General features: G+C 39.4%; 13 protein-coding genes. All 13 read left to right on the plus strand.

Going from position 1 to position 15,625, the window contains the following annotated elements; translation table 11 throughout:
• Positions 1-126: 126 nt before the first annotated feature.
• Positions 127-1,014 (plus strand): 2-dehydropantoate 2-reductase, encoded by an 888-nt coding sequence (locus ABES52_RS00320; RefSeq protein ID WP_429647804.1) that lies wholly within the window; start codon positions 127-129, stop codon positions 1,012-1,014.
• A 2-nt stretch (positions 1,015-1,016) separates the two neighbouring features.
• The gene (locus ABES52_RS00325) at positions 1,017-1,415 is read left to right on the plus strand and encodes a DUF3397 domain-containing protein (RefSeq protein WP_429647806.1); all 399 of its coding nucleotides are present in this window, start codon (positions 1,017-1,019) and stop codon (positions 1,413-1,415) included.
• 82 nt (positions 1,416-1,497) lie between these two features.
• Entirely contained in the window at positions 1,498-3,126 is a 1,629-nt protein-coding gene (bshC, locus tag ABES52_RS00330; protein ID WP_429647808.1) for a bacillithiol biosynthesis cysteine-adding enzyme BshC, read from the plus strand.
• A 255-nt stretch (positions 3,127-3,381) separates the two neighbouring features.
• Positions 3,382-3,813 (plus strand): division/cell wall cluster transcriptional repressor MraZ, encoded by a 432-nt coding sequence (mraZ, locus tag ABES52_RS00335; protein ID WP_429647810.1) that lies wholly within the window; start codon positions 3,382-3,384, stop codon positions 3,811-3,813.
• Positions 3,814-3,839: 26 nt separating this feature from the next.
• Complete coding sequence (gene rsmH, locus ABES52_RS00340) at positions 3,840-4,772, plus strand: 16S rRNA (cytosine(1402)-N(4))-methyltransferase RsmH (RefSeq protein ID WP_429647812.1); 933 nt, start codon at positions 3,840-3,842, stop codon at positions 4,770-4,772.
• A 15-nt stretch (positions 4,773-4,787) separates the two neighbouring features.
• Positions 4,788-5,150 carry a cell division protein FtsL gene (gene ftsL / locus ABES52_RS00345; RefSeq protein WP_429647814.1) on the plus strand — a complete coding sequence of 121 codons (363 nt, stop codon included), beginning with the start codon at positions 4,788-4,790 and terminating at the stop codon, positions 5,148-5,150.
• Positions 5,147-7,354: a penicillin-binding protein gene (locus ABES52_RS00350; RefSeq protein ID WP_429647816.1), complete on the plus strand. Its 2,208-nt coding sequence runs from the start codon at positions 5,147-5,149 to the stop codon at positions 7,352-7,354. Before ftsL ends, ABES52_RS00350 begins: the two co-directional genes overlap by 4 nt.
• Positions 7,355-7,774: 420 nt before the next feature.
• Positions 7,775-9,697: a stage V sporulation protein D gene (locus ABES52_RS00355; protein ID WP_488168052.1), complete on the plus strand. Its 1,923-nt coding sequence runs from the start codon at positions 7,775-7,777 to the stop codon at positions 9,695-9,697.
• Between the two features lie 128 nt (positions 9,698-9,825).
• On the plus strand, positions 9,826-11,292 hold the full coding sequence (locus ABES52_RS00360) for a UDP-N-acetylmuramoyl-L-alanyl-D-glutamate--2,6-diaminopimelate ligase (RefSeq protein ID WP_429647818.1): 1,467 nt from the start codon (positions 9,826-9,828) through the stop codon (positions 11,290-11,292).
• Entirely contained in the window at positions 11,292-11,753 is a 462-nt protein-coding gene (locus ABES52_RS00365; RefSeq protein ID WP_429647820.1) for a hypothetical protein, read from the plus strand. Before ABES52_RS00360 ends, ABES52_RS00365 begins: the two co-directional genes overlap by 1 nt.
• Positions 11,747-12,721, plus strand: coding sequence for a phospho-N-acetylmuramoyl-pentapeptide-transferase (mraY, locus tag ABES52_RS00370; RefSeq protein ID WP_429647821.1), 975 nt, complete (start codon positions 11,747-11,749; stop codon positions 12,719-12,721). Before ABES52_RS00365 ends, mraY begins: the two co-directional genes overlap by 7 nt.
• On the plus strand, positions 12,722-14,074 hold the full coding sequence (gene murD, locus ABES52_RS00375) for a UDP-N-acetylmuramoyl-L-alanine--D-glutamate ligase (protein WP_429647823.1): 1,353 nt from the start codon (positions 12,722-12,724) through the stop codon (positions 14,072-14,074).
• A 79-nt stretch (positions 14,075-14,153) separates the two neighbouring features.
• Positions 14,154-15,254, plus strand: a complete 1,101-nt coding sequence (gene spoVE / locus ABES52_RS00380; protein WP_429647825.1) for a stage V sporulation protein E — start codon at positions 14,154-14,156, stop codon at positions 15,252-15,254.
• Positions 15,255-15,625: the final 371 nt, after the last annotated feature.

Below are 15,625 nucleotides of genomic sequence, written 5' to 3' on the forward strand. Positions count from 1 at the left end.
TTCCTTTGCTAACGATTAAAAGCGTTAACAATAATATGTATAGGACCATCGAAGGAATCCTGTCATTCATTCTTTAGAAAGAATTTGCTACAATGAAAAGAGATAATTGGGTAGCGAGGGAAAAATATGAAAATCGGAATTGTTGGGAGTGGGGCATTAGGTCTTCTATTTGCCACCTACTTAAGTGAGCTACATGAGGTTTTTCTTTTCACAAAACGAAAGGAACAGGCAGATATTATTAATGAAAAAGGGATTGAGCGGATTTTCCAAAATAAAAAGAAATATGTAGAAGTTTTGGCATTTCCGATAAACAAAATGATTCGTCAAGGGCTAGACTTATTAATTGTTACCGTAAAACAATATCATCTCACAGAAATGATTGAATATTTTCAAACACATGCACATATTCCGACTTTGTTTGTTCAAAACGGGATGAAACATTTGGAACTACTTAAGCAACTTCCTCATCCACAGTTGTATATCGGTACCGTCGAGCACGGCGCATTACGGTTATCGGACAACGCTGTTCGACATACAGGTATCGGAAAATTGAACGTAGCGGTATTTCGGGGCGATCGAAATATTTTAGAGAAGTTATGCGAGCGGCCGATTCCTCATTTTCCGGTAATTATAGTAGAAAATGGAACAGAAATGTTATTAAAAAAACTAGCCGTTAACGCTCTCATAAACCCTTTGACAGCGGTGCTTCAAGTCAGAAACGGGCAGTTAATTAGCAACAAACATTACTTTCACTTAATGAACCAATTATTGAATGAATTTGTTGCCGTTTTTCCGAATTTTCATTTACTTACTTTATTAGACCATATCGTTCATATTTGCCAAACGACTTCGGCGAATCGATCATCGATGTTACAAGACCTTGAAAGAGGAAGAAAAACCGAAATTGATGGTATTGTTGGATACATCCTCGATGAAGCGAAGAAAAAAGAGATTCAAGTTCCTTTGTTTGAAACGTTATATTGGATGATTAAAGGAAAGGAAGAGGAGAGTTAGCTGTGAGTACAATAGTTTCGAGTATTCTTGCTTTATTGATCACCATCCCCATCATTGGTTATTTACTTGTGTTCGTCATCGTTAAACAAGCGACCAAAAACCATCGAACAGCGGTTCGTTATGGGATTGATGTAACGACAATGATTTTGTTATTTGCGGTTCATTATATGCTTTTAGTTATTTTTAACCAATCGTTTTTTTGGATGATTTTAATAGCTTTATTAGTGATTGGGATCATGTTTGTTCTTTTACATTGGCAGGTAAAAAAAGAAATTATTATATCGAAAGTGCTCAAAGGATATTGGCGTCTCAACTTCCTCTTGTTAAGTATTGCGTATTTTGTTTTGTTAATGTATGGTTTAACGGTCCGGGTGATCGAAGCAGTAGCCCCCTACCTGTAAAAATTCAAGCAAGTTTTTTTTCATGAGGAAAAGAAAATGTTATACTCAATGAGAAAATTTAACCGGAGAAAGGAAGACAAGCATGGAATTGGAACAAATCGAAATTCCATCTAGTAATACATTCGCATCAAAGTATTTTCATCAAGACAAACATGTCATGTCGTTCTTTCATTACGATTGGACGAAGGAAGAAACCTATGTTGAGCGTCTAAACGATTTGAGGCAACGGTCCTTTTCTCGGGATATGCTTGTCCAATGTATACAGCGCTATATGCAAAAATTTCCTATGTCAGATCAAGTTCATAAATCACTTGAAAAATTAGCTCAACCCGATTCTGTCGTTGTTGTCGGAGGACAACAAGCAGGATTACTAACTGGACCGCTTTACACCATACATAAAATTTTTTCGATTCTTCATTTGGCAAAGCAAAAAGAAGAGCAATTGGGGGTGCCGGTCGTCCCACTTTTTTGGATCGCTGGGGAAGACCACGATTTTTTAGAAGTGAACCATATTTTTGTCGAAAATGGAATGAAGCTAGAGAAAATAAATTTTACGGTTCAACCACTTCCAAAACAAATGATTTCCCATCTTTCATTGAATAAAGAAGAATTGAAAGATTGGGTTGAAGACGTGTTCCGGTTACTCGGTGAAACATCTTACACTACGGAATTAATGAACCTAGTTTTTGAAGCCATTGAATCAACCGAGACAATGACAGAATTTTTTTCCTATATTATCATGAAGTTGTTTAGGGCATACGGCTTGCTAATCATTGATTCAGCATATGAGCCGTTGCGTGAAATGGAACGTGCCTTTTTTAAAGCGTTAATCCAAAATGAGCGGCAAATTACGAAACATGTTTTAGCCCGACAGCAACAGATGAAGGCGAATGGATGGTCCCCTCTAATTGAGATCAATGATACTTCTACAAATTTATTTTATTATGATGGCCAAGAGCGACTCTTACTAGAATTTGACCCACAAACGGAGAGGTTTCACAGCAAACATCATGAGGTGTCCTTTACGCTTGATCAACTGTTGCAGCAAGTGGAGATAACTCCACAGCAATTTAGTAACAATGTAGTCTCCCGCCCGTTGATGCAAGAATGGTTATTTCCGACCCTTGCTTTTATTGCGGGTCCAGGTGAAATCACTTATTGGGGAGAATTAGGTCAAGCATTTGAACATTTAGGATTTAAAATGCCACCCATTGTTCCGCGTCTTCATATCACTTATGTCGAACGTTCGATTGAGCGAGATATGAAGGAGCTTGGGTTAACACTTTCTTCTGTGATTCAACACGGTGTCGGAAAAGAAAAAGAATGTTATCTTGCTTCTATTCAAGATGAGGAAGTGAATCAATTAATTCGAGAAACTAGTCGTTGGTTAGAGCAACAGTATGAAAAAATTATGGAAAAAGGGCATTCAATTGAAAAAGGATTAACGCCAATCATTGACAAGAATCTGCGCTTCCACCAAAACCAACTCTATTATTTACAACAGAAAATGCAAGAACGACAACAATTAAAGCATCAACATCAAATTAATCAATATAACCGAGTTCAACAACATATAAAACCGTTTGACAGCTATCAAGAACGCAGCTGGAACATATTTTATTACTTAAATAAATATGGTGTTGATTTTATTGACCAATCATTGAATCTCCCATATTCGTTCCAATGTCCACATCATCTCATTCGAATATAAAATCGGGGCTAAGGCAGCCTCGATTTTTTTTATGACAAAAAAGTGGTGGATTTTCTTATATACAACAAATTCAGAAGGAGGCACTCAGAAATTAAAAATGAAAAAGAAACTATTTTTGGTGAATTAGTCGAGAAATCCTTTTTCCAATGAATTTAACAAAGCAGGAGTTTACGTTCAAAAAGAGAATGTTTAAATAACTGTGGTACAAAGTGGGGGAATGTGGTACATTGGAGTTAGAAAGTGGGGTAGACGGGTATGTTCATGGGGGAATATCAACACAATATTGATAGCAAAGGTCGCCTAATCATTCCTGCTAAGTTTCGTGAACATTTGGGTAACGCATTTGTGTTGACTCGAGGGCTTGACCAATGTTTATTCGGATACCCCATGAACGAATGGAAGCTATTAGAAAACAAATTGAAGACGTTACCTTTGACGAAAAAAGATGCTCGTGCGTTTACCCGGTTTTTTTTCTCTGGTGCTACCGAATGTGAACTAGACAAACAAGGTAGAATCAACATACCATCTTCCCTTATCCAGTACGCTCAGCTGGAAAAAGAATGTGTAATTTTAGGTGTTTCCAATCGAATCGAAATTTGGAGCAAAGCTTTATGGGAAGATTTCTTTGAACAATCGGAGCATTCTTTTGCTGAGATCGCAGAAAATATGATTGGATTTGATATATAATTTGTTCCATTGGAAAGGTGAAAAACATGTTTAAACATACAACAGTCTTACTGAAAGAAACGGTAGATGGATTACAGGTAAAACCTGATGGAATTTACGTGGATTGTACGCTAGGTGGAGCAGGACATAGCGAATACTTATTATCACAACTTTCGGAAAAAGGTCGCTTAATTGCTTTTGACCAGGATGAAATGGCTCTAACCCATGCCAAGGAAAAATTGTCCGCCTATGAAGATCGGGTGACATTCGTTAAGAGCAATTTTCGATACATAAAAGAAGAACTGAATCGTTTAGGAATAAACCAAGTGGACGGAGTAATCTACGACTTAGGAGTTTCTTCTCCCCAATTAGATCTTCCTGAACGTGGTTTCAGTTATCAGCATGATGCACCTTTAGATATGCGGATGGACTTAGATAAAGAGTTAACAGCCTACGACATCGTCAATCATTGGCCGTTTGAAGAGCTCGTCCGTATTTTTTCAAAATATGGCGAAGAACGCTTCTCAAAACAAATTGCCCGAAAAATTGAACAGGCGCGCGAACGGAAGCCAATTGAGACAACAGGCGAATTAGTAGAACTCATCAAAGAAGGGATTCCAGCTCCTGCTAGGAGGAAAGGGGGGCACCCAGCCAAACGAGTATTCCAAGCCATTCGGATTGCTGTAAACGATGAATTAGGAGCGTTTGAGGAATCATTAAAAAAAGCGATTGAATTATTAAAACCGGGTGGTCGAATTAGCGTCATTACCTTTCACTCATTAGAAGATCGTATTTGTAAAACGATTTTCAAAGAATATAGCCAAGCACCAGATTTACCACCAGGTTTACCAATCATTCCTCAAGAATTTAAGCCAGTTTTAAAACTAGTTACGAGGAAACCAATTTTACCTAGTGATGAAGAATTAGAGCAAAACAATCGGGCACGTTCAGCAAAATTGCGTATAGCAGAAAAACGATAAAAAGGAGGAACAAATGTGGGGAACGTAGCTAGAAAATATCAAACACAAGAATCTGTAAACCACCAGCCAAAACAAACGGTTCAAACAAAGGTAAGGCAAAAGGTAGGAATTACAAAAGGGGAAAAGTTGTTAGGGGCGCTGTTCATTACTTTTATTTGTGTGATGGCGGTTCAACTGATTCAAGCGCAAGCGGATATTTATGCAGTGAATAAAGAAATTCAAGATGTTCAAAAAGCCATCCAAGAGCAAGAAAAACAAAATGAACAGCTTCAGCTCCAAGTGAACGAGCTTAGTACGTACGAACGCATTTGGCAAAAAGCAAAAGAATTAGGCTTAGATTTAAACGAGAATAACGTCAAGGTTGTGCAGAAAAAATGAACCAAGTAAAAGGCAATATGAAACGAGGAGCAGTAATATTGTTTTTAATATTCAGCCTCCTCTTTTTTATATTAATTTTCCGCTTTATGGTGATTCAAATTACCGGTGAAGTGGATGGAAAAGTGTTAGCAGCAAAAGCGGCTCAACAACATTTACGGAGTGCCGTTTTAGAAGCTACCAGAGGAAACATCTATGACCAACATGGAGAAGTGATTGCCGAAGATACGGTTTCCTATTCCCTTATCGCCATTTTGGATCCTAAAGTGACAACCGATATGGAGCATCCACGTCATGTTGTTGATCCAGAAATGACAGCTGAAAAGCTTGCAACCGTGCTTTCCATGAGCAAAGAAGAAATTTATCAAATTTTAACAAAGAAAGGACGATTCCAAGTAGAGTTTGGAAGTGCCGGGAGAAATTTAACAGTTCATGAAAAAGAACAAATAGAATCGTTGAACCTTCCAGGCATTACTTTTATTGAAGATCGTAAACGGTCCTATCCGAATGGTGTGTTTGCGTCTCATTTAATCGGCTTTGCAGAAAAAGAAGTCGTTGATGGGAAAGAAGAATTGGTTGGAGTACTAGGGATTGAAAAAAGCTTCAATAATTTGTTAAAAGGAAAAGACGGATATATTCAGTACGAAAGCGATATATGGGAATATATATTGCCGAATAGCACAAAAATGGTAAAAAAACCGGAAAACGGAAAAGATATTTATTTAACGATTGATAAGAAAATCCAAACCTTTTTAGAAGATGCACTAACGGAAGTAGAAAAAGAGTATTCTCCGAAAAAAATGATCGCCATCGTCGCAGACCCAAAAACGGGTCGAATTTTAGCGATGGGTCAGCGCCCATCCTTCCACTTAGAAACAAGAGAAGGCATTAATCAATCTTGGCATAATGAAGTGGTGGAGTGGGCGTATGAACCAGGTTCGACCATGAAAATTTTTTCATTGGCAGCGGCTGTTGAAGAAGGAGTATTTCATCCAGAGGATACGTATGTATCTGGTTCTTACCGTTTGGAAAGTGGAGGATCAATTAGAGACCATAACGGAAAAGGTTGGGGGAAAATTACGTTTTTAGAAGGTGTTCAACGTTCCTCAAACGTAGCTTTTGCCTACTTATTGGAGAAAATGGGAACCGATGTGTTTCGTGAGTATTTAGATGCATTTAAGTTCGGTGTTCCTACAGGCATTGGTTTGCCGAATGAACCAAGCGGGCACATTTTATATAATTGGCCGATCGAAAAAGTTACAACGGCTTTTGGACAAGGAACTACAGTGACTCCGTTACAATTAATTCAAGCGATGACGGCAATTGCTAATGACGGTAAGATGATGAAACCGTACGTGATTGAAAAAATTGTCGATCCAGACACGAATAAAGTGATTAAGCAATCCGAACCAGCAGTGGTTGGTACTCCAATTAGTAAACAAACAGCCAAAGAGGTGCGAGATATATTAGAAACCGTTGTCTCCGCGCCTGAAGGAACAGGGCACGCCTATCAATTGGAAGGCTATGATGTTGCCGGAAAAACAGGGACAGCACAAATTCCAAATCCAGACGGTCGTGGATATTTAACTGGTTGGGACAATTATCTTTTCTCGTTTTTAGGTATGGCGCCAAAAGACGACCCACAATTAATTATGTATGTGGCTATCCAACAACCAGACTTAGACGATGAAAAATATGAATCAGGTTCAGCCCCTGTATCCAAAATCTTTAATCCGGTTATGAAAAATAGTTTACAATATTTAAATATCCAACCGAAAGAAATGAAAGAAGCAAAGATTGTAGAAGTTCCTAACGTGATTGGAATGTCTGTAGAAAAAGCGAAAAAAACGTTAGAAAAAGAAGGCGTTCAAGTGATTGTGCTTGGGAAAGGCTCTAAAGTTGAACGACAGCTTCCAGAAGAACATATTTCGATATTAGAACACGAAAAAGTGATCATTCAAACCGATGGTAAGCTCACCATTCCAGATATGACTGGTTGGTCGAAACGGGATGTCATGAAAGTAGCAGAAATTGCGGAATTAGAATTGAATATGGTCGGTAAAGGTTTTGTCATTAATCAAAATTTAAAACCGAATTCACCGGTTAAAAAAGGAGATCAACTCGTCGTTACTTTCCAAACGCCAGAAGAAAAGATGAATTCGGAAATGGAAGAAACGGGAGAAGAAGAAGAGCTTCCATTAAATTAATGAGAGCTAGTGAATGAATCGCTAGCTCTTTATTTATCTACTTTTTGGTTGGATAAAACATGTTAGTAAAATATCTGCTTGGCAAGCTGTGAATGGCGTTGGCGAGTATTATCCGCTAGTGGCAATTAAAACTTCGGATTTGGCAATTAATTTTTCAAGATTGGCAAGTAAACTTCCAAAACCGGCAAGTAAATACTGAATTTAGCAAGTAAACTGGTAAGTTGGTAAAAATATTAAAATTAATTATTTCATTGGATTAGTAACCTTAACTATTCCTACTGGACAAAATGAAAAAGAAACCTAGAGTTTTCCTGTTCACTGATAACCGGATCCGGCAATCGGGTATGGATTCATTGAAGGTCTAATCCAAAAGGTACAAGCATATATTGGAACGAGCCTGATAAAGAGGAGGTTCGTCCGTTGAAGCGTGTGTCCAATGTCACTGTAAGGCGTCGGCTAGTATTAACGCTTATTTTTGGATTATTGATTTTTTTAATTATCGACTTACGACTAGGCTATGTGCAATTTGTATTAGGCGATTGGTTGACGGGAAAAGCACAAGATTTATGGAGTCGAAATATTCCGTTTGAACCAGAGAGAGGAAAAATATTAGATCGTAACGGTGTCGAGCTAGCAACTAATCAAAGTGCACCAACTGTTTACGTTGTACCTAGACAAGTAAAAGATCCTGTAGAAACGGCGGAAAAACTTGCGGCAGTATTGAACATGTCGAAAGAAAAAGCGTATCAACATGTAACGAAGAAAACGAACATTGAACGAATCCATCCGGAAGGTAGAAAAATCTCCATTGAAAAAGCGAACGAAATCATGGATTTAAATTTAAAAGGGGTGTATATCGGTGAAGATTCGAAACGATATTACCCATTTGGAGATTATTTGTCACACGTTTTGGGGTTTGCTGGGGTGGATAACCAAGGATTAATGGGATTGGAATTGTATTACGATAAAGAGCTGAGTGGTGAAAAAGGCTCAGTTCAATTTTACTCCACTGCGAAAGGACAACGAATGCCAGAAATGCCAGACGATTATCAACCACCAGTGGATGGGTTAGACTTAAAGCTAACCATTGATACGAAAGTGCAAACGATTGTTGAGCGGGAACTCGATAATGCAGAAGCGACATATCAGCCGGATGGAATTATAGCGGTAGCAATGAATCCAAACAATGGGGAAATATTAGCGATGGCGAGTCGACCGAACTTTGATCCAGGTGATTTTCAAAGCGTTCCCCCAGAGATTTATAACCGTAATTTACCAATTTGGAGTACGTATGAACCAGGATCGACGTTTAAAATTATCACATTAGCCGCTGCGTTAGAGGAAGGAAAAGTCGATTTAGAAAATGGAAGATTTTATGATCCAGGTCACATTGAAGTAGCTGGGGCAAAGTTACGTTGTTGGAAAAGAGGTGGACACGGTTCACAAACGTTTCTTGAAGTGGTTCAAAATTCTTGTAACCCAGGGTTTGTTGAATTAGGTCAACGGCTTGGGAAAGAAACGTTATTTCAATATATTAAAGACTTCGGGTTCGGGCAAAAAACAGGCATCGATTTACATGGAGAGGGAACCGGTATTTTATTTAATCTAGAAAAGGTCGGTCCAGTGGAACTCGCTACAACTGCATTTGGTCAAGGGGTGGCCGTCACACCGATTCAGCAAGTAGCTGCTGTGGCGGCAGCGGTGAATGGAGGAATTTTGTATCAACCGTATGTGGCGAAAGAACTGATTGACCCAAATACCGGTGAAGTTGTGATGCGAAACACCCCTGTGGCGAAGCGTCGGGTGATTTCTGAAGAGACGTCAGAACAAATTCGGTATGCCCTAGAAAGCGTTGTCGCTCAAGGAACAGGGAAAAATGCTTTTGTAGAGTCGTATCGTGTCGGTGGAAAGACAGGGACGGCCCAAAAAGCCCAAAATGGGAAATATTTAGAAAATAATCATATCGTCTCGTTTATCGGATTTGCTCCAGCCGATGATCCGCAAATTGTCGTTTACGTAGCAGTAGATAATCCAAAGGGAACCGTTCAATTCGGGGGCGTTGTCGCTGCTCCCATTGTAGGAAACATCATCCGAGATACGTTGCCGGTGTTAGGGGTAGAACCACGAAAAGACCAAATTGAAAAAGAAAGAACCTACTTGGACACGCCGATGGTGGAAGTACCAGATTTGGTTGGCTTAACACGAAAAGAAATTGTTCAAAAATTTTTCAACTTGAAATTAAACGTTACTGGAACTGGAACAACGGTTGTAAAACAAGCACCAGAACCTGGTGTAAAGGTCAAAGAAGGGTCGACCATTCGCATCTATTTAGGTGAAGAGTAGGCTGTCATAAATGACGGCCTGTCTCTTCTTCATTACACTTTCTTTACTTTTACAAAATTAGCATAGACAACGGTTTTTCGGTAAAATATAATGTGATTGTTTCCATACATATGAGAGGGATGAAACCAATGGATTTACAAACAATACTTTCATACTTACCAATTAAAAAAGTGCTTCATCATGGAAACCCTATGATTATTTCTATTGAAAATAATCATCAACATGTGAAAAATGGAAGTTTATTTGTTTGCATCACAGGGGCCCGATTTGATGGGCATAACTTTGCCGAAGAAGCTGTAAAGAAAGGTGCAGTCGCTCTTTTAGCAGAAAAAGACGTAAAGGTAACTGTACCAACCATAATTGTCAAAGATACAAAAAAAGCCCTTGCACTTTTAGCGGATATTTTTTATGGACAACCTACCCACAAACTCCGATTAATTGGAGTAACGGGGACGAATGGAAAAACAACGACGACACAAATAATTGACCATTTGTTTCAACAAGCAGGTGAAAAAACCGGCTTAATTGGCACCATGTACATGAAAATTGGTGACCGAAAAATAGAAACGAAAAATACGACACCGGATAGCTTAACGTTACAAAAAACGTTTAAAGCAATGGTAGATGATAAAGTAACTACTGCGGTGATGGAAGTTTCCTCTCATGCGCTCGTTCAAGGTCGTGTGCATGGATGTGATTACGATATCGCTATTTTCACGAACTTAACACAGGATCATCTCGATTATCACGGAACGATGGACGAATACCGTCGGGCCAAAGGTCTTCTATTTGCCCAATTAGGAAACACGTTCCATCACAATCGTCCGAAATATGCTATTATGAATAGCGATGATCCAGCTTCAACTGAATTTATGATAGAAACCGCTGGAGCACACGTAGTTACTTACGGTATTGAAAAAGAAGCAGATTTTCGTGCAACGGATATTCAATTACACCCAACCGGAACGAGATTCCTTTTGCACTATCCTGAAGGAACAGCAACCGTCAACATGAAGTTAATTGGAAAATTTAACGTTTATAATGTATTAGCGGCGGTTGCAGCAGCATACGTTTCCGGAATGGAAATATATACGATTTTACAAGGTATACAATCGTTAACGGGTGTTGCTGGACGGTTTGAAGTAGTGGATGGCGGTCAAAACTTCTCCGTCATCGTCGACTATGCGCATACGCCAGATAGTCTGGAAAATGTGTTAAAAACAGTCAAGCAATTAACAGACAAGCGTATATTTGTGGTCGTTGGTTGTGGAGGCGATCGAGATAAAACGAAACGGCCGATAATGGCTCGGATTGCGTGTCAATATGCAGACATCCCGGTCTTTACATCAGACAATCCGCGTTCAGAAGATCCGATGCAAATTTTACGGGATATGGAACAAGGAGCCGAAGGACAGGCGTATCAATTGATACCTGACCGTAAACAAGCGATTTTTTGGGCAATTGAAGAAGCAAATCAAGGCGATGTCGTCCTTATTGCCGGTAAAGGGCATGAGACGTATCAAATTATTGGTGACCAAGTCCTTGATTTTGATGATCGTCAAGTAGCATTAGAAGCGATTAAGGGGCGTCTATAATGCTCACATTTCAAGATGTATCAACGGTTTGTCCCAATTTTCGGGGGGCAAAAGACGAACAAATTCGTTTTCATTCGTTGTTGCTTGACCTATCCCTAAATGGGGAGAAAGGGTTATTTATCGCGTTAACATCCTTTGACATACTAAAGGCGATTGAACAAGGGGCCATCGCGGCCATGTGGCCTTCCAATCAACCTTTACCAGCAGCAGTACCAACACTTTTTCCTGTGTTTTTCGTCGAAAGGGTGGACGAAGCACTTCTCACCCTTTTAAAAACATACTTACAGAAATTAAATAAAGAAGAGTGGGAGCAGATGACAAACATCGTTTTTACAAAAGATAAACTTCTGAATGATTGGATTAAAACATATGATAGGGCAATAAAGAAGGAAATTTTTCGATGCATCACCAAATTGCAGCAACACATCAATAGGAAGAAAGGTGGGGATAAAAGATGTTAGAGCAAGTACTTTTATTTTCGTTGCTAATGGCCTTTTTAATTGCCGTTCTTTTATCTCCAATATTTATCCCTTTTTTACGAAGATTAAAATTTGGCCAAAGCATTCGGGAAGAGGGACCAAAATCTCATCAGAAAAAGTCAGGTACCCCAACCATGGGCGGAATTGTCATTTTAATATCTATTATCATTTCAACTCTTTTAATGACAATGAAGTATTCCAAGCCGAGTGTAGAGATATACTTATTGTTACTCGTTACAATTGGTTTTGGTTTATTAGGATTTCTTGATGATTTTATCAAGGTCGTAATGAAACGAAATTTAGGCTTAACCTCTAAGCAAAAATTATTCGGGCAAATTGTCATTTCAGTGATCTTTTATATCGTATTTCAACAACACGACTTTTCAACGGTGATTACGGTACCTTTGATTGATTGGTCGATTGATTTAGGACATTTTTATGTATTATTCATTATTTTTTGGTTAGTAGGTTTTTCCAATGCAGTGAATTTAACAGATGGTTTAGATGGTTTAGTATCCGGCACATCGGCCATTGCTTTCGGAACGTTGGCCATCTTAGCATGGAATCAATCTCAATATGATGTAGCGATTTTTTCTGTTGCTGTTGTAGGTGCGGTTCTCGGGTTTCTCGTCTTTAATGCCCACCCGGCAAAAGTGTTTATGGGAGATACCGGTTCCCTTGCCCTCGGAGGAGCTATTGCAACGGTTGCGATTTTAACGAAATTGGAATTTTTGCTAGTTTTGATTGGTGGTGTATTTGTCATCGAGACTTTATCTGTCATTATTCAAGTCATTTCTTTTAAAACGACAGGTAAGCGAGTATTTCGGATGAGCCCGTTGCATCACCATTATGAACTCAAGGGTTGGTCCGAATGGCGAGTGGTCGTTACGTTCTGGACTGTCGGATTATTATTTTCCATTTTAGCAACATATATCGAGGTGTGGATGTAGTTGAAAACGATCAAAAAATATGAAAATAAAAAAGTCCTTGTATTAGGATTAGCGAAAAGCGGGGTAAGTGCTGCCTCGCTTTTACATAAGTTAGGTGCTTTTGTTACCGTCAATGATTACAAACCGTTGTCGGAAAACCCAGAAGCTCAAAACTTATTAGATGAAGGAATTAAAGTCATTTGCGGAGGTCATCCACTTGAGCTCATCGATGAAGGATTTGAACTCATTGTGAAAAACCCCGGAATTCCTTATGACAACCCGTTAGTAGAACGGGCTCTTAAAAAAGGGATTCCAATTATTACAGAAGTCGAGCTTGCATACGAAATTTGTGAAGCAGAGTTTATTGGTATCACGGGGACGAATGGGAAAACAACAACGACGACGCTCATTTTTGAAATGTTAAAAGAAGGTGGGAAAGCTCCGTTAATTGCTGGGAATATCGGAAAAGTAGCTTCTGAAGTCGTTCAACAGGCGACGAAAGCGAATGATATTGTCATTGAACTTTCATCGTTTCAATTAATGGGCATTGACAAATTTTGTCCGAAAATTGCGGTACTAACAAATATTTACGACGCCCATTTAGATTATCACGGTACAAAACAAGAGTATGTCAATGCAAAAGCTCAACTCATTAAAAATCAAACTAAAACCGACTATTTTGTTTACAACGCTGATCAAGACGAAGTTGTCGCTATTGCAAATAGTGGAAAAGGGATGCACGTTCCGTTTTCAACTACTCGTAAAGTTTCTATTGGGGCGTACATCGAAAACGGTTGGCTTATGTTTCAAACAGAGCGAATTATGCCTGTCAAAGAAATTCGCCTTCCAGGTCAACATAATTTAGAAAACATTTTAGCCGCGGTTGCGGTTGTAAAGTTAAAAGGGGTTTCCAATGACGCCATATACCGGGTGTTAACAACGTTTAGCGGTGTCAAACACCGGACTCAATTTGTAAAAGAGCTTAATGGAAGAGCGTTCTATAATGATTCAAAGGCAACGAATATTTTAGCAACACAAAGTGCATTGAAGGCGTTCGATCAGCCGGTCATTTTACTCGCAGGCGGACTTGACCGTGGCAATAATTTTGATGAACTTGTTCCAGCGATGAAAAACGTAAAAGCACTTATTACGTTTGGGCAGACGGCACAAAAGATTGCCGATGTTGGGAACAAAGCTGGAATAGAAACGATTCGGCGTGTCGATAATGTAGAAGAAGCTGTTCCGGTTGCATACGAATTATCTTCTCCAGGAGATGTCATCTTGCTATCACCAGCTTGTGCAAGCTGGGATCAATATAAAACTTTTGAAGTCCGTGGTGATATTTTTATTGAAGCTGTGCATAAGTTAAAATGAGAGCTTGACTCAATAGAAACATACACCTAGACGAAAACACCGGTATTTAAGCTCTACTAGGTGTGAGAGGTGTTGTCATGTGCCGGTCAAGAAATCGACGCCTGATTTTCTTTTAGTAATAGTCACATTATCGTTATTAGCCGTCGGATTAATTATGGTGTATAGTGCCAGTGCTGTATGGGCGAGTTATAAATTTGACGATTCGTTTTTCTTTGTGAAGCGCCAGCTACTGTTTGCAGGAGTTGGAGTATTTGCCATGTTTTTTTTAATGAACATCGATTATTGGACATGGCGGACATGGGCCAAAGTTTTGTTAATTGTATGTTTTGTTTTACTCATCTTAGTGCTAATTCCAGGAATCGGAGTTGTTCGAAATGGTTCTCGCAGCTGGATTGGTGTCGGGGCATTTTCTATTCAACCTTCTGAATTTATGAAACTAGCCATGATTGCCTTTTTAGCGAAATTTTTATCGGAACGACAAAAAATGATTACCTCTTTTAAGCGAGGATTGCTTCCTTCGCTATCCATTGTGTTTCTTGCGTTTGCCATGATTATGTTACAGCCCGATTTAGGGACAGGGACGGTCATGGTGGGGACGTGTGTGGTGATGATTTTTATCTCAGGTGCCCGTATTAGCCATTTTATTATGTTAGGGATGGTGGGATTAGTAGGTTTTGCAGGATTAGTGTTATCTGCCCCTTATCGAATCAAACGTATTACCTCCTTTTTAGATCCGTGGTCTGATCCGTTAGGGAGCGGTTTTCAAATTATCCAGTCACTTTATGCTATCGGTCCAGGGGGCTTGTTCGGATTAGGACTTGGGCAAAGTCGTCAAAAGTTTTTTTATTTACCAGAGCCACAAACGGATTTTATTTTTGCTATTATTTCTGAAGAGCTTGGGTTTATCGGGGCGACGTTTGTTCTATTGTTGTTCGCTTTACTATTATGGCGAGGGATTCGCATATCGTTAGGTGCACCGGATTTATACGGTAGTTTGTTGGCAGTAGGCATTATTTCGATGATTGCCATACAAGTGATGATTAATGTTGGTGTTGTAACAGGCTTGATGCCAGTTACCGGAATCACGTTGCCTTTTTTAAGCTACGGAGGCTCTTCCTTAACATTAATGTTAATGGCTGTAGGTGTATTGTTAAATATCAGCCGTTATGCAAGGTATTAAATGAAAGAAACCTGTAGTTGATACAGGTTTCTTTTCGTTCGTAATGAATTACATTTAATTGGTAAAATTAGAAAATTGGAAAGTAAAAGATGACAAACGGAAAGTAAATACCGAAAAACAGAAAGAAAAAAGAATGAAACGGAAAGAAACAGCCAACGAAAGTCCTTCGCAGGTCCTCCAGCGCGCGTCGAGGCTAATCAGTCGCCTTCGCTTTTCTTATTGTCTAGCTCCGGCTCCTAGCCTCTCGCGTCGCTTCGGCCCTGCTGTGGCGGCAACAGCCTCCTCGCAGGTCCTCCAGCGCCTGTCGAGGTCAATCATTCTCTTTGTCTTTTCTTCTTGTCTAGCTCCGGCTCCTAGCCTCTCACGTCGCT

The organism is Aeribacillus pallidus, assembly GCF_050478865.1.
Taxonomy (GTDB): Bacteria; Bacillota; Bacilli; order Bacillales; family JACDOC01; genus JACDOC01.